The sequence below is a fragment of the Kocuria soli genome, from assembly GCF_003797835.1.
GTDB classification, from domain to species: domain Bacteria; phylum Actinomycetota; class Actinomycetes; order Actinomycetales; family Micrococcaceae; genus Kocuria; species Kocuria soli.
In genome coordinates this window covers 213,267-236,214 of the sequence record NZ_RKMF01000003.1, presented here as the reverse complement: position 1 = coordinate 236,214, position 22,948 = coordinate 213,267, and the positions used below count along the sequence as shown (strand labels likewise).

The following is a 22,948-nucleotide window of genomic DNA, read 5'->3' as shown; positions in this document are numbered from 1 at the left end:
CGCGAGGCGCACGAGTTGGTCGAGAACGGCCGCACAGTCGGCAAGGTCACCGTCCACAGATGGGAGTAGACTGAAACCGCGCGCACGCGCATGTTCACAGGCGAGTGCGTTTGCAGAACCTCGGCTACGCCTGTGCCAGTATTCGAGCAGGTACGGGAAGTTCCTGGCCGGTGAGACTCCCGCCATCTTCGATCCCTCGCTGGGCGCAGGGGCGCTCATGGACATCGGAACGTACTGCACCCACCCCATGGTCGCGCTGTGGGGAGTGCCGGAGCGCATTCACGCGGCGGCGACCATCTTGCGATCCGGTGCCGACGGCGCCGGCACCGTGCTGTGTGGTTTCGACTCCCCCGCCGGATTCTCCGTGAGCCTCCACTACTCCAAGATCACGACGTCTCCCCTGTCCAGCACCATCGAAGGTGAGCGGGCCACGCTCGAGATCGACTCGGTCACCACCCCACGCAACTTGGTCCTTCACGGGACGGACGGGTCGACGGACGTCGTCACCGTCGACGGCGACGGCGGTGGGTCCGGGGCACCCGAGAACATGCGCTACGAACTCCTCGAGTTCCTCCGCCTGGCCGACGCACCCCGAGGCCAGCGGGACGACGAGGCGCTGGCGCGGCACCAGGCAGCGTCCCTGGGAACCCTTGCCGTCCTGGACGCGGTCCGGGCGCAGATCGGTGTTCGGTTCCCCTCCGACCAGGCTTGAGCACCGCATGGGCCGGCGGGTCGGATACCAAGTCAGATGACAACCATGGGCACGACCGGGGCATACTCTCCGAGTGACCACTTTCAAGTTTTCCCAGGTGGACGTCTTCTCGGCCACGCCGCACCGCGGCAACCCTGTGGCGGTCGTCCATGACGCAGACAGCCTGACCCAGGAGCAGAAGTCCCGGTTCGCCAACTGGACCAATCTCTCAGAGACCACGTTCCTGCAGGCGCCGACGGACCCGGCCGCGGATTACAAGCTGCAGATCTTCACCCCGGACGAGGAACTCCCCTTCGCCGGACACCCCACGCTGGGCTCCGCCCGCGCGTGGCTCGACGCGGGCGGACAGCCCCGCACCGCAGGCGAGCTGGTCCAGGAATGCGAGATCGGCCTGGTCACCCTCCTGATCGACGACGACGGCGACCTGGCCTTCGCGGCACCGGCACTGATCCGCTCGGGTGAGGTTGACTCGGCCACCCTGGCCACGGCACGGGCCGCCCTCGGACTGGCTCCTGGTCAGATCCAGGCCGCCCAGTGGGTGGACAACGGACCGGGATGGCTGGGCCTGGTCCTCCAGGACGCACAGACCGTGCTGGACGTGACCCCGGACAGCGCCTTGTTCACCCGTGAGGATCTCCGGATCGGACTACTGGGAGCGCACACGTCCGACGCACGACCGGGTCAGGAAGCAGCCGGCGGCGCCGCGCGGGCCGACGTCGAAGTGCGGGCCCTGATCAGCATGGGAGGCACCGTGCGCGAGGATCCGGTGACCGGCAGTCTCAACGCCGGCTTTGCCACCTGGCTCATCCCGGCCGGACGCGCACCCGAGGAGTACGTTGCCGCTCAGGGAACCGTCCTGGGCCGCGAGGGACGGGTGCAGGTGCGCAGCGATGGCGAGGACATCTGGGTCGGAGGGCCGGCACGGGTCACGATTCACGGCACCGTGGAGTTCTGAGGGAACTCAGTTCCAGGGCGACCTGCCGCGACCGAGAACGGCCCGTTCGTGCATCAGAAGATTGCGCCGGTGGCATGGGGAATCCGGGGATTCCCCCGTAGTCCCGTCAGCGCGAACCACCCTGTGCACCGGCAGGAACAGGGCCACCGGCACGTTCTTGCAGGCGGTTCCAACCGCGCGGGCGGCCAACGGTGAACCGACCATCGCAGCAACCTCCCCGTAGCTCACGGTCTCCCCGAACGGGATCTCCTGGATGGCCTCACACACCCGCCGCATGAACCCGTGAGACAGGCTCAGGTCCACGTCCACGCCGAAATCCGTTCGGTCCCCGGCGAACCATGCCTCCATTCGTGAGGTCAGATCGGACAACCCCCTGGCATCCCGCTCCGGCTCCACCTCCAACGCGGCGGTGACCGCCGGCAGGACGTCACCCTCGCGGGGCAGCTGGCTGCCGTCGGGCGCGGAGAACTCCGTGCGCACGACTCCCCGCCGGGTGGTGACGACGAGCATCCACCCCATGGGGGTGTCGATCCAGGTCCAGGCCGGATACGTGGGCAGAAGCATGGTGTCCATCGTGGCACGTCGGGAACCTGAACAGGCGACGGAATTAGCACACGGACGTGTTGCGTAATAGGTGCGGAAGCCTTGACGGCCACCCGGACCCGCAGGTTAGGTTCACCTCACTGCGTGCCGCCGGGCACACCGTCGGCACGCATCGCCCGGGCTCAAGAGACTGCCGGGACGTGCCCACGAGAACCACCTGGAGACCGGATGACCACCTCGAGCGAAGGCGCGAGCACTCGGATCAGCAGCGCGCACTCGAATCGCGAGCGCACGACAGCTCGCCCCACGTCCGCGCCCTGTCACTTGGACATGGCCGCGACTGCAGCCGCGGCCCGACTCCTCAACGGCGCCGGCAGCGCCGTCGTGGTCTGCCACGACGGCGAACGCGGCTACACCTTGGACACCGCACTGCACGGAGCGGCGGCGGACGGCAGTCGCTACCTGGTGGCGGCCCCCACGGAGGATGCCTGGCCGGAAATGCCCGTGGGCAGGCCACAGCGGGTGGCGATGACTATCAAGGCCGATGCACCGTTGCCCGAGGTTCGGATGAACACCTCCCAGCTCTCCGGCCACGTCATGCTCACCCGATGCTCGGAGGACGAGGAACTCGCCGTTCTGTCCGAAGGGCCGCTCCCCACGGAGATCGCGCGAGCACTGGCCTGCTGGCCGGATGCCCAGCTGTGGCACGTGGAGCCGCTCAAGATGACCGTGCATCACGTCCACGGATCCCACTCGCTGGACCACGAGGCACTCCGACCCCGTGCGGCCTGGCCGAGCCCGGTCGAGGAGCTCGAGGCCATTGAAGCCCTGCGGTGCCGATGGGGAACTCACCTCACGGAGATCGTGCCTGCACTTCGCGCGGCGTCGTCACTGACCGCCGCGTTCCCAGACGCGCCGGGTGACGCGCACTGCGCCACGGGGCGCGCCTACCCGGTGGCGGTGACGGACCGCGACCTTTCGTTCCTGGTGACAGACGGCACCGGACGCGAAACGGTCGTCGTGCCCCTCGAGCGCCCTGCTCGTTCGGTCGAGGACCTGGTCGAGGGTCTGCACGAGGTGGTCGCGAGCGCTTCAAGGGCCATCTGAGCGCTCCTTGTCCGTCACCATGACGTGAGCCCCCGTACGCACGTGTCGGTGCGTACGGGGGCTCACGTCATGGTCGGCGATCAGGTCACCGACCGCGAACGATCGCGGGTCGGGCTCAGCGAGCCTCGAAGGTCATGCAGGCCTCCGAATCACCGACGGTGATCGCGGATGCGGTGCACAGCAGATCCTGGTTGAACTTGCAGTTCGCGCGCTGGCAGGCACCCACGTGTGCTTCCGCGGTGGGCAGTCCGCCGTGAGCGTCCAGGGAGATGAAGGTGGCGCAACCGGAATCCGTGATGGTCACAGCTTCTGCGGTACAGCCTTCGTTGTTGTAGGCGCACGCGGTGACGGTGCAGGTCTTGACGTCGGTGACGGTAGCCATTGCGGTCTCCTTGATCGGTTGCCGCGGAGCGGTTCACGAGGCCCCGTACAGCATGGTTTCGGTGTGAAAGTTTCACAATCACGTACCGACAGGTTATTAATCGCTGAGGCATTAACACAAGCAAGGAATCCCTAACAAGCATTAGCGCATTATCGTATTGCGCAATACCATCTTATGGATCTGACAAGCAGGAATGTCCGCACACTTGGCAAGTCCGCGAATAAGCGAACACTGCCGTGCTGAAACGAATTCGACCGAGGTCGGTGGCGGGAGCCCGCTGGCGGGGTTCACGTCCCGCCAACGGTGCCGCCGTCAGCCCCGCGGGCGCAGGCGGGCATTGGGCAGAGGCGGTGCGGGCAGTGCCGCGGGCTGGTCGTCCGGATAGGGGCCGAAGCGGGGGGCGTCCGACGAGGAGAACCCGGCGGCCGCCAGTACCGCGGGGTCGACGCCGGGCAATGGCTCCGCTGGTGGGGTCCGCTCGTCGTCGTCCCCGGCCCCGTCCCTAGCCCCGTCCCTAGCCCCGGCCCCGATTTCGTGCTGGTAGATGGCCCGGTAGGCGGCAATCTCCTCGTGACTGCGCCCCACGAAGTTCCACCACAGCACGATGTCCTCGCCGAATGGTTCCCCGCCCAACAGAAGAAGCCGGGCGGGGCCGCCGTCGTGGGTGGTGGTCAGGGTGAGAGTCTGCCGCCCCGGCGGGAAGTAGGCCAGGTGATCGACGGGGAGATCCACGCCGTCGGCGCGCACTGCCCCGCTGTCCACGAGCACCGCGTACTCGAAGGACGGATCGAGTTCCACGTCCCAGGCGGCGCCGGGTTCCAGGTGCACCTCCGCGCCGAGCAGCGGCGTGGTTCGGGGATCGACGGGTGAGGTGCTCCCCGCGAGCGAACCCAGGAACACGCGCAGGCTCCACCCTGGCCCCCGCACGGGTTCGGGCGCGTAGTGCGCGAAGTCGTGCTCCTGTTCCCTGGTGGCATCGGGCAGCGCGTACCAGAGCTGCGCCCCGTGCAGGACGGTGGTCTCCGGGGTGGAGTACTCCTGGTGGGTGATGCCGCGGCCCGCCAGCATCAGGCTCATCTCTCCGGGGCGAACCCGGGCCCTGTTCCCCGCGGAATCGAGATGGTCGATGGATCCGGTGAACAGCCAGGACACGGTGGCCAGCCCCGAGTGGGGATGTCGGGCGACGTTCATCCCGTCGGTGACGGTCACGTCATCCGGCCCGTAGCTGTCCAGGAAGCACCACGCTCCGACCAGGGAACGCCGACGTTGGGGCAAGGTCCGCCGGACGGTCATCCCCCGCGGGCCACCCAGCGGCACGGCTCGCGGCGACAGGAGCTCGACCTGCTCGCCGCCGACGGAGCGGCACAGGGTCTCCAGGGGGACGGGTTCGGTGTTGCTCACCGGCCCTCGCCCTGAACGGCGGAGGACGCGAATTCGGGGTGCCGCCGCAGCCACAAAGCCACGTACGGGCAGGTGGGGATGATCTTGTGGCCGCCGGCCTGCGCTGTTTCCAGGGTGAAGCGCACCAGATCGGAGGCCAGTCCCTGGTTCTGGTACTGCTGCCGGACACCCGTGTGCACCAGGTCCCAGGCCGAGGAACCGTCAGGGAGCTCGACCTCCAGGTAATTCACCTCACCTATGACCTGGTCGTCGTCGAGCAGCTCAACCGCGGTACCCGACGGGTTGTGGCGCAGGGAGTACCGGGAGTCTGGGGTCTGCGTCATGGTGTGCCCTTTCGGTCCAGGGTCCGCTGCGCGATGCGTTTCAGGTGCAGCGCGCGAAGCCGCGGGTGACGTGACGGGAAAAGGCGGACGCGGCCGCCGATATTCCTTCAGCATGCCACCATGTCCGTCGGGGACGGGAGCGTGGGTGCCACCGCGGCTCACGTTTCGGACGATCGATCACACCGTGGACGGAGGGCCCGTGACAGCGTGGCTGGAACGCCATCAGGCGGTGCTGTACCTGTTCACGCTGGTCATCGGGATGTTCGTCGGCCACCTGCTCCCCTCGGCGGTGAGGCTGGAGCCGGCAGTGAATCCAGCGATCGCCCTCCTGCTGCTGTCCACGTTTCTCAGTATTCCGTTGGTACACCTGGCCGCGGCCTTCCGGGATCTCCGCTTCCTGGGTGTCCTGTTGCTGGTCAACTTCCTGGTGGCCCCGGTCGTGGTGTGGGTGCTGAGCCGCTTCGTCGTACACGACCGGGCGGTACTCACGGGCCTGCTGCTGGTGCTGTTGGCCCCGTGCGTTAACTGGGTCATCGTCTTCACGGGCCTGGCTGGCGGGGACCGGGCGCGCATGACCGCGGCCTCCCCCACGTTGATGCTGGCGCAGATGCTCCTGCTGCCCGCTCTGCTCATGCTGATCGGTGGGCCTGGGGTGGGCCTCCATCTCACGGCGGGCCCCTTCCTGACCACCTTGCTGTGGGTCTTCCTCCTGCCGCTGGGCCTGGCCGTCCTCGTCCAGCTCCGGGCACCGCGCCTGGAACGGATCGGTCAGGCACTCATGGTGCCGACGGTCATGGCCGTGCTGTTCCTGGTCACCGCTTCGCAATCGGCCGCGGTGGGTTCGCAGATCGGCCAGATCATGGCGGTCGTACCGCTGTTCGTCGCCTTCGTGCTGATCATGACGACGGCGGGGCTGGCCGTCGGGCGGCTGTTCCGTCTCCCCGAGCCCTCGACGCGCGCCGTCATGTTCAGCGCGGTGGCCCGCAACTCCCTGGTGGTCCTCCCGTTCGCGTTGGCGCTGCCGCCCGGGACGGAGGCGGCAGCGCTCGTCGTCGTGACCCAGACGATGGTGGAACTGGTTGCCCTGGTGGTGCTGGTGCGGATCGCGCCGCGGTTGTCCAGGGTGGCGGAGGGCCGTGAGACGGGTGGGGAACTCTAGCTCTTGACATCCCGGCGACCGACCGACGCGGCGGCTACGGCCATGCCCAGCACGCCGATTCCCGTGAGCAGCACCATCTGGGGCCAGTGCCAGGTTTCACCCACGGACGGTGCCCAGGCGTACAGGCTAAGGTCACGCAGCCAGCCCGGCAGGTCCACGAGCCCACCGAACATCTGCAGGAACATCGAGCCCGCGATGACCGCCCAGATCGCCCCGGACAACCGCGGAACCACCGCGATCAAGACGGCGACGACGCCGATCCCCGCCACCACCGCCGGGACCTGACCGAATGTTGAGGTCATCGACAGTTCGAAGGACTTCCCCGCCCCGACTTCCTCGGCCATCTGCATCTCACCGAGCCAGCCCATGAGAGCGGAGGCAGCGGCCAGCACCGCGACCGAAGCCACGACCGCCCAGAGGCAACGGGCCAGCAGGGACCGCCAGTGGCGTGTGCCCGCCGTGAGCTCCAGGTCCAGGTGTCCCACCTTCTCCTCCCCGCGCCACTTCAGCACCACGGAGACGGCGAAGATCGCGACCAGCAACGCGACGTAGAGGCCCAGGAATTCGTAGAACTGCCCCAGGAGGCTCTCCGGAGACAGCGCTTCCGCAGCCTTCGCCAGGTCTTCGGAGGACGCCCCCGGAACCGTGCCGGACGAGGCCGACATCTGTTCCAGCATCTTCCGCGTGGGTTCGCTGTCCCGCAGGGTCTCCACGAGCCCACCGGTCATGGAGCCGAACAGGGCGGCGACCACCAGAATTGCGACGGACCACCCCACCATCTGCGAGCGCGCGTCGATCCATGTCCAGACCTCCACCCCGGGGACGTGGAGCCGTCGTGAGCTCGCGGAGCTGTCCGGGAGAACCGAACGCGAGTACTCACGCGCCGAGTACAGGCCGACCGCGGCCATGACCAGGACGACGTCGACCACCACGAACACCAACAGCGGCCACATACGGTCCTCCGTGTACGGGGACACCACTTCCTTCCACCCGAACGGTGAGAACCAGTTTAACGTGCGCAGCCACCGGGGCCAGTCGTCGTTGCTGATCGCCTCGTCCGCGAGAATCCGGAGCAGGAACGTCACGCCGACGAACAGGAACGACCAGGCACGGGCCCCCCTCGCTTCCCCGCGCAGCTGGGCGAAGACCATGGCCACCAAGCCGACCGTGCACCCGGAGAGGGCCGTCACGCCGCCGAAAGCCAAGGCACCCTGGGTGGTGAGTTCCGAGGTCGAGGCCATCTGGGCCAACAGGATCGCTGCGGATCCGCCGCCGACCAGCAGGCAGGCCGTGAAGACCAACACCATGCCTGCGATCAACGGCGTCACGGTGCGGACACCGGAGGCCCGGACGAGTTCCAAGGTCCCCGCGTCCTCTTCGCCACGGGTGCAGGACACGGCCAGAAGCAGCGCCATGATGCAGGTCAGCAGGATGACGTAGGCGCCGACCTCCCACACGAACAACTGCCCCAGTCTGCCGGGGCCGTGCATGATCCCGTAGATGAGGCGCATGCCGTCCGTGTTCTGCATCTGCTGGACCAACGGGCCGCGTTCTTCAAGGCCCGGGTACGTCGTTTGGTAGGACGGCACCGTGATGCCCACCAGCAGGAGCAGCGACAGCGTCCAGGCCACCAGGGCCACGCGATGGCGCCGGAGCATCAACCGGGTGGCCGGCCACAGTCCGAAGCGGCCCCGCGTCATCGCGCGTCCACCTCGTAGTGGCGCAGGAAGAGGTCTTCCAGCGACGCGGAGGCGACGGTGACGTCCGTACACCCCGCCGCCGCGACCTCGGCCAGGACCTGGGGCAGCAGGTCCCGTTCGACCGGGAAGTCCAGCACGCCGGCGGCGGGTCGAGCCGCGGACGCCTTGGGATCCACCCCGCGGGCGTGCAGGGTTGCGGCCAGGCGGGTGAGGGTTTCGTCGTCGTCGTGGACCGTGACCTCGACGGCGGCCAGGTGCTGGAGGTGGCTCAAGGTGCCGGACTCCACGACCCGGCCGTCCTTGATGATGGTGACGTCCGTACAGAGCCGTTCGACCTCGCTGAGGATGTGGGAGGACAGCAGCACGGTGCGGCCCTCCGCCGCCGCCTCCTTGACGCAGTCCTGGAACACCTGCTCCATGAGCGGGTCCAGGCCAGAGGTGGGCTCGTCCAGAATGAGTAGTTCCGTGGGCGCGGAGAAGGCGGCCACGAGCATCACCTTGCGTCGGTTGCCGGTGGAGTAGGAACGGACCTTCTTTGTGGGGTCCAGCGAGAACCGCTCGATCAACTCGGTTTCGCGGGACTTGTCCCGGGCCCCGCGGAGCCCGGCCAGGACGTCCAGCACCTGGTGGCCGGTCAGATTGGGCCACAGCGCCGAGTCCCCTGGAATGTATGAAACCTTCCTGGTGACTTCCGCGGGTTGGCGCCCCGGATCCATGCCCAGCACGCGCACGGAACCGGAGGTGGCGCGGTACAGCCCGAGCATCACGCGGATGGCCGTGGACTTACCCGCCCCGTTGGGGCCCAGAAAGCCATGGATGCTGCCGCGCCGAACGGTGAGATCGATACCGTCCAGGGCGTTGAGGGAGCCGAAGCTCTTGACCAGACCCGTGACCTGGACCGGGGTTTCAGCCGCGGTGGGCGAGGAGATCCCGGCGCCCTGGCCGAGGGAATTCGGTGTGGCTGCAACGTGACTCACTTGAGCGCTCCTGCTTGTTGGTTGCTGAGGGAGCCGGGCTCCACCGGTCCGATTTCGGTGACAGGCAGTGGGGAATCGATGTGCGGGGGTACCGCGAAATGGCCTTCGTCCACGAGGTCGTTGAGGCCCTCGAGGAGTCGTTTGATGACTTCGCGCTGGCGGGGATCGCGGTACTCGAGCATGACCATGCGCATGACCACGGAGCGGACCGCCGGAGTGGCCCACCCGGGAACCACGCTCAGGTAGAGGCTCATCAGGTCGCCGTGCGCCTTGCACCACGTCAGTACCTCGTCGACGAACGCCTGGATGCTGGCTTCCAGCTCGGGTGCCGGTACGTCCCGGATGGCCACAAAACGGACCAGGAAGTCGGCGCACTCGTCCATGGTTCGGGTGTCCATGGAGAGCTTCTGCATCACGTCGCTCTTGATGAACCCGCGCTGGGTGAGCATCTCGGCCATGCGGCGTTCGCGGCGCAGTACCCGTTGGATGTGCGGATCATCCGGAATGGCCGCTTCGAGTCGGTCGTAGACGACGCCGATCTCGGCGGGGACCGACGAAAGGCCCTTCCCGGACTCCGCCGAGTCGATCAACTGCAGGATGCGTTCCCGTTGCCCGTGGAGTTCCTCGATGGCCCCGTCGATGTTCTCCAGGGCGGCGTGAAGGTCGCCCAGAGCCGGGCCATCCGCGGGGCGCTGGGCACCGGGAGCCTCGGGAACGTCGTCGACGTCGTCCGCGGGGTCCTGCGCCAGGAGGTCACGGACGGCGCTGAGGGACAGACCGGCCTGCGCCAGCCATCGCACCCGTAGGACTCGAGCGACGTGCTCGATCTGGTAGTCCCGGTAGCCGCCGCGCACGGGCGGGATCGGGACCAGTCCTTCCCTGTGGTACCACCTGATGGTGCGGACCGTGGTGCCGGTCAGCTCCGCCGCCTCCTTGATCCTCATGTGCACATGGTGCGCCGTGACGTCGCGTCACAGTCAAAGACGCGCCAGACCTGCGTCAGGCGAAGAAGAACCGCACCAGGTGGAAGAACACGGGAGCGGCGAACACCAGCGAATCGAACCGGTCCATGATGCCGCCGTGACCGGGGATGGCGGAGCCGAAGTCCTTGACCCCGCGGTCACGTTTGATGGAACTCATGACCAGCCCGCCCAGGAATCCCATCGCGCAGGAGATGAAGGACAGGACCGCCGCCTGCCACGGCGTGAACGGAGTGGCCCACCACAACAGGGCGCCCAGCGCGGTGGCGGTGAGGACCCCACCGATCAACCCCTCCCACGTCTTGTTCGGGCTCACCGACGGCGCCACGGGGTGCCTGCCCAGGGACTTGCCCCACACGTACTGGAGGACGTCCGAGCCCTGGACCACGATGACCAGGAACAGCATGAGGGCGGCTCCCTGCCCGCCACCCAGGCCGGGCGCGGACCCCTCCGCCCGCGCGCGGCCGAACTCCATGGCGATGGGCAGCTGCAGCAACGCGGGCACGTAGGACACGGCGTACACGCACACCATGAGGGCCCACTGGACGCTGGCTGCCCGGGACAGGAAGTTCTCCGTTCGCCCCTGCAACGCGGCAAGGGCGGGGAGGAACAGGAACGCGTACACGGGGATGAACACCGCGAACATGCCGTACCAGTGTTCCCACAGGAACCAGTAGTGCAGCGGGGTGATGACTGCCAGCCACATGATGGTGTGGCGGTCCTGGCGACGCTCCGGCAGCAACTCGGCCATCTCCCGCAAGCCGATCAGGGACAGGACGGCAAACAGGACCACGACGGCGGTCTCCCCCGCCAGCAGCGCCGCTCCGAGTGCGCCGATCATGATCCACCACGCCCAGGTGCGTTGCCGCAGTTCCTTGGAGAACGTGGCTTTGGCCTCCGGAAGACGTGCGGTGATGGCAGTGACGACAGAGGTGGCCAGGACCAGCGCTACGACGGCACCTCCCAGCAGCCACGCGGACTGTCCGGAGACCATGCCGATGTGCTGGCTTCCGGCGAACAATTCACTCACCCAGGTCATCGGGCAGCCCTTGCGTTGAGTTCACGGGCAATGATGCGCAACCGGATCAGGACGGTCACCAGCGAGCCGAGCGCGATCAAGGCCAGAGCGACCATGAGGCCCAATCCCCAGGGAAGCTGCCCGGGGAGCACGGTCTCCACCGTCCCGACCAGGCAACCCAGCCCTAACAGCCACATGCGCCGGGGCTTGGACATGGGGCCCTCGAAGTGGTTGGACAGCCCTTGCGCCGCGCCCAGGGAACGGACATAGGCCGTCAGGACGGCGAGCGTGGCCGCGATCCAGCCGAGTGCCACGCCACCCGGCAGCTCGGCCAGCGCATAACCCGCCCCGGCCAGGAACAGGATGTCCGAGAGCCGGTCCGGAAGTTCGTTGTAGAGGTCGCCCACGGGTGAACTCATGCCACCTTCCACGGCCAACATGCCGTCCAGCATGTTGGCCAGCAGGCGCAGCGGTGCGCACACGGCGGCGGTGAGCAGGAGCAGGACGCGAGTGACTCCGCCGTCGTGGATCCCTGCGAGAACCAGGGCTACGCAACCCACGGCGGCCACGACCACCGAGGCCACGGAGATCATGTTGGGGGTCAGCCCCACACGTTGCAGGGTGACGGCCGCGCGGCGGGCCCAGGATGTGGTCCGCTGGGGGACCACGCGGCGCATGGTGCGTTCGCCGTCGTCCGGCTGGGAATCGGGCCGGGAATCGGGCCCGGGATGCTGCGTCACGGTGGATCCTCTCCCGCGGGTGGTGCTCAGAGGGCACCTTCAGCATATGCTTCACATACGCAAATACTCGAGAGGGTGGGTCATGGTTCTGCGACATTGCGCCAGGGATCACGCGGTGGCCTTCGGGTGGGGCGTGGCGGAGGCGACCGTGTTCTTCGTGGTCCCGGACGCCTGGACCTCCTATCTGGCGCTGCGCAGGCCCGGTCGTGGGTTCGCGACGACGGCGAGCGCCACGGCCGGCGCTCTGCTCGGCGGCAGCGTGGTCCACGGGTGGGCGGCACGGACTCCGCCTGAACGCTCAGCCGACCTGGCGCGCAGGATCCCCGCGATCAGCGTCGCCATGGTGGCCAAGGTGGACCGGCAGATGAGCGAGCACGGGCTCCCGGCACTGATGATCGGCCCCTTCACGGGGACGCCGTACAAGCTCTACGCGCGGTCGGCCGGTGTCCAGGGGTTGGGGCTTCCCGGGTTCCTGACCTGGTCCGTCCCGACGAGGATGACGCGGTTCGTGATGGTCACGGGGGCGGTGGGGGCCCTGGCCTCCGTTGCCCGCCGTTCCGGGATCACTGACCCGGGCCGGGGGCTGTCACGCCTGCCGTGGATGACGCCCGAACGGGCGGAGAAGGCGGTGTTCCTGGTGGAGTGGGGTGCGTTCTACACGTGGTTCTTCCGGTCGGTGGGGCGGGAGTAGGCGCCTTGTGTTGTCTGACCCCCGTGGAAGACTCAGGTCATGGAAAGGGCAGGTCAGCGGGGGTTTTTGTCCCTCGTACAGCACCAGTCCACCGTCGGATTCAGCGACGGTGGGGAATCGTTGTCGGCCCATTCCCCGCTTCCCTATTCCGTGCTTTCCAGCTCCCAGCCATCCGATGTCCTGCCGCCCCGTTCCCTGCCGTCGCGTTACCCGGTGCCGACGTTCGTCGAACTTGGTCCTTGCGCATTGGCCCCGCTGAACCACACGACGCCTGAGTGGTCCGCGCCCCAGGGAGTCGAAGCCTTGCCCGCATGGGACGGTGCGGAGGACTACGAGCCCGACCCCTCCTGGCCGGAAGACCCTGCGCCCTGCTCCGAACTCATTCACATCGACGGGGAACCGGCGGCCCACCTGGTGGACGATCTACGGGAGGCCTCGCGCACGGAAGCAGCATCACGTGGCCGGGTCCTGCGAAGGGTTGCGGAGCTGTACGCCTACGCGTTGGCCCGCCGTGGGGACACCGAGCACGCCTGGATCCACGAGCTCACCCGAACCAAGGGCCCCAGGGCCCAGGTCGGGCCTGTGGCCTCCGTGGCAACCGCGTTGGCGCAGTCCAGCACGGACCTGGTGCTGCGCGACGTCGCTGCCGAGGTGGGCGTGGCCCTCATGCTTCCCTCCGGAACCGCCCGTGCCACCGTGGAGGAAGCCCTGGTCCTGGCCGGCGATCTGCCGGAGACCTTGGAGGCATTGGAGGAAGGCCGGATCACCTGGGCGCACGCCCGCCTTCTTCTCCGCACCTGGCGAGCGCTCCTGGACGGGGTGGGCACCGAAGACTCCGCGACCGCCGCCCAGATCGAAACCGCGACCACCCAAGACGAGTTGCCTCCGGTCACCTCCCCCGCGGAAGCTCGGCGGGAGGCGCAGGAACTCGTGCAAGAACTCTTGACTCGGGCGCCTCACACGAGCGTGGCGCAATTGGGTGACCACGCCCGACGCCGCCGAGCCAAGCTGGGGTCCGCCGCCCACCGGCGCGCGTGCGCGAGCGCCCGTCGGCACCGCAATGTGTGGGTCACGCCCGCGGATGACGGCCTGGCCTACCTCAACGCCGTGTTGGACGCTTCCGTCGCCACAGCGATCAAGACCCGACTCGACACCATGGCCCGAACCCTCGACGACGATCACCGACTGGTCGGAGAGAAACGGGCAGATGTACTGGGCGATCTGTTGCTGGACGGAGAGCTTCCGGAGGGCTCCGGCATTCCGCGCGGGATCAGGGGACAGGTCTCGATCACGGTGCCCGCGGCGGATCTCGTCGCTCACGACCCTGACCTGTTCGGAGTCGCGACCCGTGTTCAGGTCGAAGAATCCGGGGCACACCTCCAGGGCTACGGGCCGATCAGCCCGGGCGACCCCCTGCGGATCGCGGCGGCTTCATCGTCCTGGAAACGCCTGCTGACCCACCCGGACACCGGAGTGGTCATCGAACACGGCCGGGCCACCTACACCGTTCCCGCCGGATTGCGCCGTCTGCTCGCGGAGCGCGACCATACCTGCAGGTTCCCGGGCTGTCGGCGTCGCGCCACGGGTTGCGACGTCGACCACACGGTCGCCTGGGAGGACGGTGGCAGCACCGATGCAGAGAATCTGGCCCACCTGTGCCGACACCACCACCGCATCAAGCACGACGACGGTGCACTTGGGGCCTGGCGGGTGCAGCACCTGGGCCACGGGGTTCTGGAATGGCGATCGCCCACGGGCGTGGTCCGTCGAACGGTCCCGGGAGCTGCTACCTCAGCCACCACCGAGTGGCTTGCGGGCGGGACCGCGGCAACGGGCCCGCCGCTACTCCGGGCCGGTGCCGCACCTGACGATCCCCCGCCGTTCTGAACGTCCCGTACCGAGGCAGACAGAGGCGCAGGTACGGGCAACACAGACACGGAGGCAGGCGCGGGGTACTGGAACGGCCCACCCGGCACGCACCTGCCTCCCGGGTGGGCCGAGGTGGCCAGATCATGGGAGCATCGTGGACAAGCGAACCCGACAGGGGCTCGGCATTGCGCACGGTGCGGCTCAGTGGCACGAAACGAGCACCCACACGGCTCGCACCAGAGACCACCCGTTGTGACGCACCACGTGGAAGGCGGTACAGCACGCATGAAGATCTCGATCGCCCAGTTGAACTCCACCCCGGACGTCGACCAGAACCTCGAGTGCGTGCTGGCCGCTGTCGCACAGGCCGCCGGTGACGGTGCCGACCTGGTGGTGTTCCCGGAGGCCGCCGCGTGCTCGTTCGACGGCAAGTTCGCCGACTTCGCACGGACCTCTGCGGACCGCTTCCACAAGAGCGTGCAAGATGCCTCCGACCAACACGGGGTGGCCGTGATCCTGGGGTCGTTCACGCCCAGCGCCTCGGACGAGCGCACCGCCAACACCTTGTTCGTCTTCAGGCCGGGTCAGGACCCGGTCACCTACGACAAGATCCACCTGTTCGACGCCTTCGGCTTCAAGGAGTCCAAGGGCATCGTCCCGGGCAGCACACCCGTGTCCGTGGACGTCGGAGGCACTCAGGTGGGTTTGGCGATCTGCTACGACCTCCGCTTCCCGGAGTTGTTCACGCGGCTGGCCCGCGACGGCGCGCAGGTCGTCGTCGTGATCGCATCCTGGGGGGACGGGCCCGGCAAGGCCCGGCAGTGGGATCTGCTGACTCGTGCCAGGGCGCTGGACTCGACCTCCTACGTGGTCGCCTGTGGGCAAGCGGTGCGCGACCTCGCGCACGAAGGTGAGGCCACCAAGACTCCCCTGGGCGTGGGGCACAGTGCCGTGATCGCACCGGACGGAAGCGACGTCGTGCGGCTCGACGGCGGAGAAGACCAGGTGACCGTGGACCTGGATCTGGCCCAGGTCACAACGGTCCGCGACTCCATCCCGGTGCTGGCCAACAACCGGTTGTGACCCGCGCGTGGACATCACCACCCACCAGCTGCGCTGCTTCCTCGCGGTGGCCCACACCCTGCACTTCGGTGCCGCCGCGCGCGAACTGAACCTGAGCCCGTCGGCGCTCAGCGAGCAGATCAAGACCGTCGAACGACGCACCGGCCGCGCCCTGTTCCACCGCACCTCGCGCAGCGTGCAGCTCACACCCCACGGGGTCCAGCTGGTTCACCTGGCACAACGCGCGGTTGCCGCCCACGACGACGTCGTGGCGTGGACCCGCTCGCAGGAGTCGACGGAGCTGACCATCGGCCTGATGGTCCCGGGCCTCGGGTTCCGTGACGTCTTGGCGCGGGCCACCACCACCATGCCCGGAACCCGCTGGAAGGTGAAACACCTCGGATTCCTCAACAGCTACGACGCCTTGCGCGACGGGACGGTGGACTGCCTGTTCACCGCACGAACCCAAGGCGAACCGCCCCGAGAGTTCACCTCCCACGCCGTCCGGGAGGAGGACTGCGTTCTGGTCACGCCCGCGCATCATCCCCTGGCCGACCGTGCCGCCGTCGCCATGGCGGAAGTGGTGGGTCTGGCATTCATCGCACCCGTGAGCAACGGGGACCGGGTGAGCGGGTGGCTCGACGGGTACGGGCCACTCGACGTGCGGCACCACGCAGCGACCTTCGACGAGGCCTTGGAACTGTGCGGTGCCGGCTTGGGGGTCAACGTGGCCGCCGAGTCCGTCCGGGAGACCCACGCCCATGCCGGGGTCCGCTTCGTCCCGATCCAGGACGGGCCAAGGGCCACCACGTATCTGAGCCACCGGGCCGAGGACGATTCCGAGGTCGTTGCCCACTTCGTCCGGGCGGCCCTGGCACCGACGGATGATTTCCCGGGGCGCGGCACCGAGCAGGCCTGAACTCGCGGGTTCACCCAGGCCTCGAGGGATTGTCCAGTTCATCCGAAGGATCGTCCCGAACTTCCGTCTGGTGATCGAGTGGCTCCTGTCACACCATGGGCTGCATGCCCCATCCGCGAGTCACGATCCACAGAGATCTGGTCCACACCCACCGCGACGGTCAGGACCTCCTCTTCGACCTCTACCTGCCCGAGCGCACCGCTGACAGCGCCGAACCTCCCGCCGTCGTGCTCTGGCTGCACGGCGGAGGCTGGTTCACCGGCGACCGGACGCTGGCACCGGACCTGACCCAGCGGGCACAGGCGACCGGTATGGCCTTCGCCAGCATCGAGTACCGGCTCTCCGGGCAGGCACTGTTCCCCGCCCCACTCCACGACGTACGCAGCGCGGTGCGGCATCTGCGCACCCACGCCGCCGAGTACGGCATCGACCCCGCCCGCGTAGGAACTTGGGGAGCCTCCGCGGGCGGTCACCTCGCGCTGCTCACCGCACTGACCGGTCACCTGGAACGACTCCCGGGGGAGGTCGACGACGACGGACAGGGCGACCAGCCGCCGTCGTCAGGACCTGTCCGCGCGGACATGCAGGCCGTGGCCGCGTCCTACCCGCCCGTGGACCTGACCGTGCCCGTCAACGGCTCACCCGCGGGCGAGGTCGATCCCGGATCGCCCGAGGCCCGGCTGATCGGCGGAACCCCCGAATCCCTCCCCGAGCAGGCCCGGGAGGCGAGCCCGCTGCATCGTGTGACGCCCGAATGCCCACCGGTCCAGCTCTCGCACGGGACCGGCGACCTCCTGGTCACGCACCGTCAGTCGCTGGAACTGCACGAAGCCCTGACGAACGCCGGAGTGACCAGCGAGCTCTACCTCCTGGACGGATACAAGCACGGGTTCCTCAATCCCCCGGGACGGCTGGACGTCCGGATGGCGGAGGTCATGGACGACGGCCGCCTGGAAGCCGCCGGTGAGGCCCCCGGAACCTTCCACGGCCCGAGCGGTGCGGAGCCCGTACCGGCTGATTTCGGCTTCCCGACCGTGGACGACTTCTTCCGGCGGCACCTCGGGCGGCCGTGACCGGCCTGGACCAAGTGCTTTCCATATCCGCTCGAACCTGACTCCAAGCCGCCCGACCCCAACCCGCTCGAACCTGCCCGAACCCGACGTGAACCCAACTCCAACCCGACAGGAGACACACCGTGACCCAACCCGATGAGGCGCGCATCCAAACCGTTCAGGAAGCCAAGCCACTCTTCAACGCCCTCCCGGGTGAACCGCTGCCCTATTACGTGGCCAACGGCGAAGGGCTGCGGTTCGAGCGGGACGGCCAACTCTGGACGATCATCGCCCGGGCCGGGGACACCGGCGGTTCCTTCGATGCGGCATTCATCCGCGGACCGCGCGGCACCGGGGCCGCAGCCCACAGCCTCCCGCGGCACCAGCGGTCCTACTACGTGTTCGAGGGCCAGGTTCAGGTCTGGCTCCCCGGCCGCAGCCGTGTTCTGGGCCCCGGGGACTCCGTACACGTCCCGGAAGGCACACCGATCGCCTACCGCCTGCTCGGCCACCTGTCCAAGCTCCTGCTCTTCAGCGCACCGGGTGGGGCCCTGGACGAGCTGATCAGCGGCGAGGATCAGGTGGAACATCACCTGTACCCGGCCGGCGCAGCGGGGACGACCACGGACGCCGGTCTCGCCCTCCCGCCACTGGGGTCGGTAGCCCAAGGAGACCTGGAACTGCTCGGCGCGGACGACGCCTGGGACGCGGATCTCCCCGAAGGCAACGAGCCCTACATGATCCGCGGACTGGAGGGAGACCGCCGCGGCTGGCCGGACTCGCTCAACGCCTTCAGCTCACGCGGGCGCACGACGGGCGGCCGGTACTTCTCCGTGGCCACCCTGGGAGCGCCCGCGCCCTACATCATCCGGCACTTCCACCAGCTCCACACGGAGAACTTCTTTTGCCTCTCCGGCCGCATCTGGCTGTGGGTCAACGGAGAGGAAATCCTGCTGACGGCCGGCGACTACGTCCACGCCCCTGCCGGAACGGTGCACAGTTTCGCCTTCGCGGCCCACCAGACGCGCATGCTCGGGGTGCTCACGGGCAACGTCTTCGAACCGTTCTTCGACGTCACGGGGGTGGACACGGAGGACCACGTCTACACCGAGGGTCTCATCGACCCGTCCGTGGTGATCGGCGGCATCAAGGCCAATCCGGATCTGGACCTGGTCGTCACCGGGCCGCCTCCCGAGCGGACCCGCGCACCCGGTCTCTGACGGACGAGTCTCCGGCGCCCGCCACGGACGCCGGAGAGCCGTCTCGCACCTTCATGGCGCTCACTCCGTGGCCCTCACACCAGGATCAGACCCGCGGCCAGACCCAGACCCACGGCGACGACGGCGGCTACCGCGGTACCCCACAGGTAGGCCAACGCGGCCCATGGTTGACGCTCGTAGAGCAGCTGTAGGGTCTCGAACATCGCGGTCGAGAACGTGGTGAAGCCGCCGCAGAACCCCACGGCCACCAGCACCCACGGGCCGGGGTCCGCGGGGACCGTGAAGGACCCCGACGACGGCGCCGCCAACCCCACTGCCAGACCCACTGCCAGGCCCAGGACCAGGGAGCCCAACACGTTGATCAGCAACGTGGACAGCGGGACGCCTCCCCTCCAGCGCACACGGATCTCACCGTCCAGCACGAACCTGGCGGCGGCACCCACCCCGCCGGCCACCGCAGACACCAGGATGGGCGTCATCGCTCACCCCGCAGGAGGTCCCCCGGGTGGCGTCGTCGTCCCCACCGGGCACCGGTGGCAGCCCCCAGGTGTGCGGCCAGCAGTCCCAGACCCAGGGTGACCAGGACGTACCCGACCAGAACCGGAACGCGGCCACTTGCCGCCAGCTGGACGAGGTCCAGGGCGAAGCCGGAATAGGTGGTGAAGCCACCGAAGAATCCGGTTCCCAGCCCGAGGCGGAGCAGCCGCCGCTTGGGCCCTTCGGAACCGGCCGCGGCCAGCGCCTCCAGAAGGACACCCAAGCCGAAAGCCCCGGCCAGGTTCACCAAGAGGGTCGCCAGCGGCCAGCCACCCACCTCTCCCTGCAATCCGGTGGACACCAGGCCCCGGCAGGCGGCGCCCAGGAAACCACCCAGCACCACCACCAGGATCAGACCGACTTTCCGGTGTGGAGGTTTCACGTCCCGGCCCCGACCGAGCACGGGGACGTGGTCACCGCGCCCACGGTCATCGGCCCCGGTGCAGTGACCCGGATCAGCCGTGCCACCGCTGCAGTGCTCGCTGCAACCGGTGCAGCCCTTCGCTGATGACCTCCGGCGGGTTGGTCACGTAGGACAACCGCATGGTCGAACGGTCCGGGTCGTGCGCGTAGAAGGACTCCCCGGGAACGAACGCCACGCCCTCCTGGACTGCGATGGGCAGCAGAGCCGTCGTGTCGATCCCGTTGCCCAGTGCGGCCCACAGGAACATGCCGCCGTCGGGCGAGGTCACCGTGGCGCCCTCGGGCAGGATCTCGATCAGTTCCTTCCGCATCCCGTCACGCCGCTGCTTGTAGACCTGGACGACGGTGCGGATGTGCTCGTCCACGTCGTAGGCCTCCAGGTAGCGCGCCACGGCCAGTTGGTCGACCACGGAGGAGTGCAGCCCCACGGCCTCCTTGGCGATGGACAGCGTGTTCATGATGGGGCCTTCGCCGCGGATCCACCCGACGCGGATGCCCGGTGCCATGATCTTGGAGATCGAGTTCAGCAGCAGGGACTGGTGTGCCAGCCCCGGCAAGGCACAGATCTGGGGGATGAACTCGCCGGAGAACCGCAGTTCGCCGTACGGGTCGTCCTCGACCAGGATCGCCCCCGTGCGGCGCAGGACGTCTGCAATCTCTTCCCGTCGGGAGAGCGGCATGCACACGCCAGAGGGGTTCTGGAAGGTCGGGATCAGGTAGACGAACTTGGGGTTGTGCTCGCGGATCAGCTCCTCGAGCGCATCGGGGCGGGCGCCGTCGTCGTCCGAAGGAATGCCGATCATGCGCGCGCCCGAGGAGGCGAAGGCCTGCACCGCGGCCAGGTACGTGGGGCGCTCGACCAGGACGACGTCGCCCGGGTTGAGCATGGCGTTGCCCACCAGGTAGATGGCTTCCTGCGAACCCGTGGTCACCTGGATCTGGTCCGGTGTGGTCGGGATCGAGCGCGAGACCCGCAAGGCCGCCTGTTCCCGCAGTTCCGGCTCACCAGGGGTGGAGGAGTACTGCAGCGCCTTGGCCGGGCGGTTGGCGAAGACCCAGTCGAAGCAGGCCCGGATGTCCTCCGCCGCGAAGAACTCCGCCGCCGGGGCTCCCCCCGCGAAGGAGATCACGTTGCCCTGGGACAGGACGTCCAACAGGTCTCGGACGGCGGTGGAGGTCACCCCGGCGTAGCGGGAGGAGACGGGGAACTGCACGGGTGTGGGCACGTCAGACATGTCTCCGATCATCCCACTACTCGGCCGTGATGCAGCACCTCACGCACGTTCAGGGCGCGATCCAGCACCAGCAGGTTGGCCTGCGCACCGCGGGCGATCCGCCCGATGTCCAGGCGGCCGAGCAGATCGGCCGGTCCCTGGGAGGCTGCGCGCAGTGCCTGCTCCACGGGCAACCCCACCCGTTCGACGGCGAACCGCACGGCCTTGTCCATGGTCAGGGTCGACCCGGCGATGGCCCCGGTGGCGCGGATCCGAGCCACTCCCTCCACGACGTCGACGTCCAGCGGCCCCAGCCGGTAGGACCCGTCCGGGTGGGCTGCCGCGGCCATCGCGTCCGTGATCAGCACGAATCGCCCCCGGGCCGCATCGGCGGCCATCCGGAGCACGGAGGGGTGGACGTGGACGCCGTCGGCAATCAGTTCGGCCACCACGGAGGGCTCCGTGAGCAGACGCGGAACAGGACCGGGTTCCCGGTGGTGCATGGGCGGCATGGCGTTGAAGACGTGGGTGCCCACCCTGGCCCCGGAGCGCACGGCGGCGCGCACCTGGTCGTCGGTGGCGTCCATGTGGCCGACGGCGGCCAGCACACCGCGGTCGCTCATGTGGCGGATCGCCTCCAGCGCGCCCTGACGCTCGGGTGCCAACGTCACCATGCGCACCGCCCCCCGGCCGGCGTCCAGCAGGCGGCTCACCTCCTCCACCGCGGGATCGCGAAGCAGCCCGGGATCGTGGGCCCCGCAGCGTCGCTCGGCCAGCCAGGGGCCTTCCAGGTGGATGCCCGCCAACTCGTCCGTCTCGACCAGATCGGCCAGGGCTGCGACTTGTCGTTCGAGTTCCTCAATCGTGTCCGTGACCAGCGAGGCGACCATCGTCGTCGTTCCGTGGGCTCGGTGGGCGCTCAAGGCCACTCGCGCGGCGTCGGCACCTTCGGTGAACGCGGCGCCCCCGCCACCGTGGCAGTGGCCGTCCACGAACCCCGGGGTCAGGTAGACATCACCCAGCTCCTTGGCACCGGCGGGAGCGGCCCCGGTGCCGAGATCGACGACGACGCCGCCGCGGACCCTGACCCAGCCCTCCTTCGGCGTTCCCGTGGGAAACACGACCCGCCGGGCATGCAGGACCTGCTCCGCCATCCCGTCGGCGCTCACGTTGCCTGTCACAGCCCCTGCCACTTCGGTTTGGACTCCCAAGCCTGTCGAGCGTAGGACGCCAATTGCAGGCGCGAGGCCGCGGATTCGTCCAGGATCACCGTGGTGTGGGGGTGGAACTGCAAGGCCGTCGCTGGCCACATGGCTGAAACAGGCCCTTCGACCATGTGGTGGACGGCTTCCGCCTTGGCCTGCCCGAAGGCCAGGAGCACCAGGTGGCGGGCCTCCATCAGGGTGCCCACTCCTTGGGTGAGGCAGTGCTTGGGGACGGCTTCCAGGTCGTCTCCGAAGAACCGCGCATTGTCCTGGCGCGTCTGACGCGTGAGGGTCTTCAAGCGGGTCCGGGAGGCCAAGGAAGACCCGGGTTCGTTGAAGGCCACGTGACCGTCCGAGCCGACACCCAGGATCTGCAGGTCCACGCCACCGGCGTCCCGCATGGCCTGTTCGTAGTCGGCGCAGGCCTTGGGGAGGTCGCAGGCCGTCCCGTCCGGGCCGTGCACGTTCTCCGCCTGGATGTCCGTGGGCTCGACCAATTGGCGGTCGATCACCGCCCGGTAGCGCTGAGGGTGTTCCGGTAACAGCCCCACGTACTCGTCGAGCATGAAGGCCCGCGCATCCTTGAGGCTCAGTTCACCCGCCTGGACCCGGTTCGCGAGTTCCCGGTAGACGGCCTCGGGCGAAGACCCCGTGGCCACGCCCAGGACCGCGTCCGGTTTGCGGGCGATCAGTTCTCCGACGGCGTCGGCAACCAGCCGCCCGGCCCGCTCCGGTGATTCGACAATGACGACTTCCATG

The 22,948-nt window shown here is 68.5% G+C and carries 24 protein-coding genes; 10 read left to right on the top strand and 14 right to left on the bottom strand.

All coding sequences use genetic code 11. The annotated features are described in order from the left end of the window. Positions 1–70: 70 nt before the first annotated feature. Both EDL96_RS03890 and EDL96_RS03885 read left to right on the top strand, forming a co-directional pair. Positions 71–712 (top strand): Gfo/Idh/MocA family protein, encoded by a 642-nt coding sequence (locus tag EDL96_RS03890; protein ID WP_407656900.1) that lies wholly within the window; start codon positions 71–73, stop codon positions 710–712. Positions 713–785: 73 nt separating this feature from the next. Beyond that, positions 786–1,667 carry a PhzF family phenazine biosynthesis protein gene (locus tag EDL96_RS03885; protein WP_123824494.1) on the top strand — a complete coding sequence of 294 codons (882 nt, stop codon included), beginning with the start codon at positions 786–788 and terminating at the stop codon, positions 1,665–1,667. Positions 1,668–1,673: 6 nt separating this feature from the next. On the opposite strand, the gene EDL96_RS03880 is transcribed toward EDL96_RS03885, so the two are convergent. Further along, entirely contained in the window at positions 1,674–2,231 is a 558-nt protein-coding gene (locus EDL96_RS03880) for a methylated-DNA--[protein]-cysteine S-methyltransferase (protein ID WP_158609496.1), read from the bottom strand. Positions 2,232–2,438: 207 nt separating this feature from the next. Between EDL96_RS03880 and EDL96_RS03875 the strand changes: the two genes are divergently transcribed. Beyond that, positions 2,439–3,317, top strand: a complete 879-nt coding sequence (locus tag EDL96_RS03875; RefSeq protein ID WP_123824492.1) for a CBS domain-containing protein — start codon at positions 2,439–2,441, stop codon at positions 3,315–3,317. A 115-nt stretch (positions 3,318–3,432) separates the two neighbouring features. Here the strand turns inward: EDL96_RS03875 and EDL96_RS03870 are convergent, their stop codons facing one another. The 3 genes from EDL96_RS03870 to EDL96_RS03860 form a co-directional block, all read right to left on the bottom strand. Further along, positions 3,433–3,699, bottom strand: a complete 267-nt coding sequence (locus EDL96_RS03870) for a DUF1540 domain-containing protein (RefSeq protein WP_123824491.1) — start codon at positions 3,697–3,699, stop codon at positions 3,433–3,435. A 312-nt stretch (positions 3,700–4,011) separates the two neighbouring features. Beyond that, positions 4,012–5,100, bottom strand: a complete 1,089-nt coding sequence (locus EDL96_RS03865) for a pirin family protein (protein WP_199732526.1) — start codon at positions 5,098–5,100, stop codon at positions 4,012–4,014. After that, complete coding sequence (locus EDL96_RS03860) at positions 5,097–5,423, bottom strand: GNAT family N-acetyltransferase (RefSeq protein WP_158609494.1); 327 nt, start codon at positions 5,421–5,423, stop codon at positions 5,097–5,099. The genes EDL96_RS03865 and EDL96_RS03860 overlap by 4 nt, the downstream gene beginning before the upstream one ends. A gap of 199 nt (positions 5,424–5,622) precedes the next feature. Here EDL96_RS03860 and EDL96_RS03855 point away from each other — a divergent pair, with 199 nt between their 5' ends. Then, a complete protein-coding gene (locus EDL96_RS03855; protein WP_233568667.1) occupies positions 5,623–6,582 on the top strand; it encodes an arsenic resistance protein in 960 nt (319 codons plus the stop codon). Here the strand turns inward: EDL96_RS03855 and EDL96_RS03850 are convergent. The 5 genes from EDL96_RS03850 to EDL96_RS03830 are packed head-to-tail and all read right to left on the bottom strand — an operon-like array spanning position 6,579 to position 11,997. After that, the gene (locus EDL96_RS03850; protein WP_123824488.1) at positions 6,579–8,282 is read right to left on the bottom strand and encodes an ABC transporter permease; all 1,704 of its coding nucleotides are present in this window, start codon (positions 8,280–8,282) and stop codon (positions 6,579–6,581) included. The two genes, EDL96_RS03855 and EDL96_RS03850, sit on opposite strands and share 4 nt — an antisense overlap. Next, positions 8,279–9,259, bottom strand: coding sequence for an ABC transporter ATP-binding protein (locus EDL96_RS03845; RefSeq protein ID WP_233568666.1), 981 nt, complete (start codon positions 9,257–9,259; stop codon positions 8,279–8,281). Before EDL96_RS03845 ends, EDL96_RS03850 begins: the two co-directional genes overlap by 4 nt. Beyond that, on the bottom strand, positions 9,256–10,203 hold the full coding sequence (locus EDL96_RS03840; protein WP_123824487.1) for a helix-turn-helix domain-containing protein: 948 nt from the start codon (positions 10,201–10,203) through the stop codon (positions 9,256–9,258). Before EDL96_RS03840 ends, EDL96_RS03845 begins: the two co-directional genes overlap by 4 nt. A gap of 55 nt (positions 10,204–10,258) precedes the next feature. Then, entirely contained in the window at positions 10,259–11,278 is a 1,020-nt protein-coding gene (locus EDL96_RS03835) for a phosphatidate cytidylyltransferase (protein ID WP_123824486.1), read from the bottom strand. Then, positions 11,275–11,997: a CDP-alcohol phosphatidyltransferase family protein gene (locus tag EDL96_RS03830; RefSeq protein WP_233568665.1), complete on the bottom strand. Its 723-nt coding sequence runs from the start codon at positions 11,995–11,997 to the stop codon at positions 11,275–11,277. The genes EDL96_RS03835 and EDL96_RS03830 overlap by 4 nt, the downstream gene beginning before the upstream one ends. 82 nt (positions 11,998–12,079) lie before the next feature. On the opposite strand from EDL96_RS03830, the gene EDL96_RS03825 reads away from it, so the two are divergent. The 6 genes from EDL96_RS03825 to EDL96_RS03800 all read left to right on the top strand — a co-directional run bounded on the left by EDL96_RS03825 (position 12,080) and on the right by EDL96_RS03800 (position 18,810). After that, positions 12,080–12,688, top strand: coding sequence for a hypothetical protein (locus tag EDL96_RS03825; RefSeq protein WP_123824485.1), 609 nt, complete (start codon positions 12,080–12,082; stop codon positions 12,686–12,688). A gap of 303 nt (positions 12,689–12,991) precedes the next feature. Then, positions 12,992–14,575 carry an HNH endonuclease signature motif containing protein gene (locus EDL96_RS03820; protein WP_158609492.1) on the top strand — a complete coding sequence of 528 codons (1,584 nt, stop codon included), beginning with the start codon at positions 12,992–12,994 and terminating at the stop codon, positions 14,573–14,575. A gap of 267 nt (positions 14,576–14,842) precedes the next feature. Beyond that, on the top strand, positions 14,843–15,640 hold the full coding sequence (locus EDL96_RS03815) for a carbon-nitrogen hydrolase family protein (protein ID WP_123824483.1): 798 nt from the start codon (positions 14,843–14,845) through the stop codon (positions 15,638–15,640). 7 nt (positions 15,641–15,647) lie between these two features. Then, positions 15,648–16,538, top strand: coding sequence for a LysR family transcriptional regulator (locus EDL96_RS03810; protein ID WP_123824482.1), 891 nt, complete (start codon positions 15,648–15,650; stop codon positions 16,536–16,538). A 104-nt stretch (positions 16,539–16,642) separates the two neighbouring features. Continuing rightward, complete coding sequence (locus tag EDL96_RS03805; protein WP_158609490.1) at positions 16,643–17,611, top strand: alpha/beta hydrolase; 969 nt, start codon at positions 16,643–16,645, stop codon at positions 17,609–17,611. 122 nt (positions 17,612–17,733) lie between these two features. Further along, a complete protein-coding gene (locus tag EDL96_RS03800) occupies positions 17,734–18,810 on the top strand; it encodes a cupin domain-containing protein (RefSeq protein ID WP_199732525.1) in 1,077 nt (358 codons plus the stop codon). A 74-nt stretch (positions 18,811–18,884) separates the two neighbouring features. Here EDL96_RS03800 and EDL96_RS03795 read toward each other — a convergent pair whose 3' ends face one another. The 5 genes from EDL96_RS03795 to nagB form a co-directional block, all read right to left on the bottom strand. Next, positions 18,885–19,289 (bottom strand): fluoride efflux transporter FluC, encoded by a 405-nt coding sequence (locus EDL96_RS03795; protein WP_123824480.1) that lies wholly within the window; start codon positions 19,287–19,289, stop codon positions 18,885–18,887. Then, the gene (locus EDL96_RS03790; protein ID WP_123824479.1) at positions 19,286–19,729 is read right to left on the bottom strand and encodes a fluoride efflux transporter FluC; all 444 of its coding nucleotides are present in this window, start codon (positions 19,727–19,729) and stop codon (positions 19,286–19,288) included. The genes EDL96_RS03795 and EDL96_RS03790 overlap by 4 nt, the downstream gene beginning before the upstream one ends. A gap of 73 nt (positions 19,730–19,802) precedes the next feature. After that, positions 19,803–21,005 carry an aminotransferase-like domain-containing protein gene (locus EDL96_RS03785; RefSeq protein WP_123824478.1) on the bottom strand — a complete coding sequence of 401 codons (1,203 nt, stop codon included), beginning with the start codon at positions 21,003–21,005 and terminating at the stop codon, positions 19,803–19,805. A gap of 8 nt (positions 21,006–21,013) precedes the next feature. Beyond that, positions 21,014–22,165: an N-acetylglucosamine-6-phosphate deacetylase gene (gene nagA / locus EDL96_RS03780; RefSeq protein WP_233568664.1), complete on the bottom strand. Its 1,152-nt coding sequence runs from the start codon at positions 22,163–22,165 to the stop codon at positions 21,014–21,016. Continuing rightward, positions 22,162–22,947: a glucosamine-6-phosphate deaminase gene (gene nagB / locus EDL96_RS03775; RefSeq protein WP_123824477.1), complete on the bottom strand. Its 786-nt coding sequence runs from the start codon at positions 22,945–22,947 to the stop codon at positions 22,162–22,164. Before nagB ends, nagA begins: the two co-directional genes overlap by 4 nt. Between the last annotated feature and the right edge of the window lies 1 nt (position 22,948).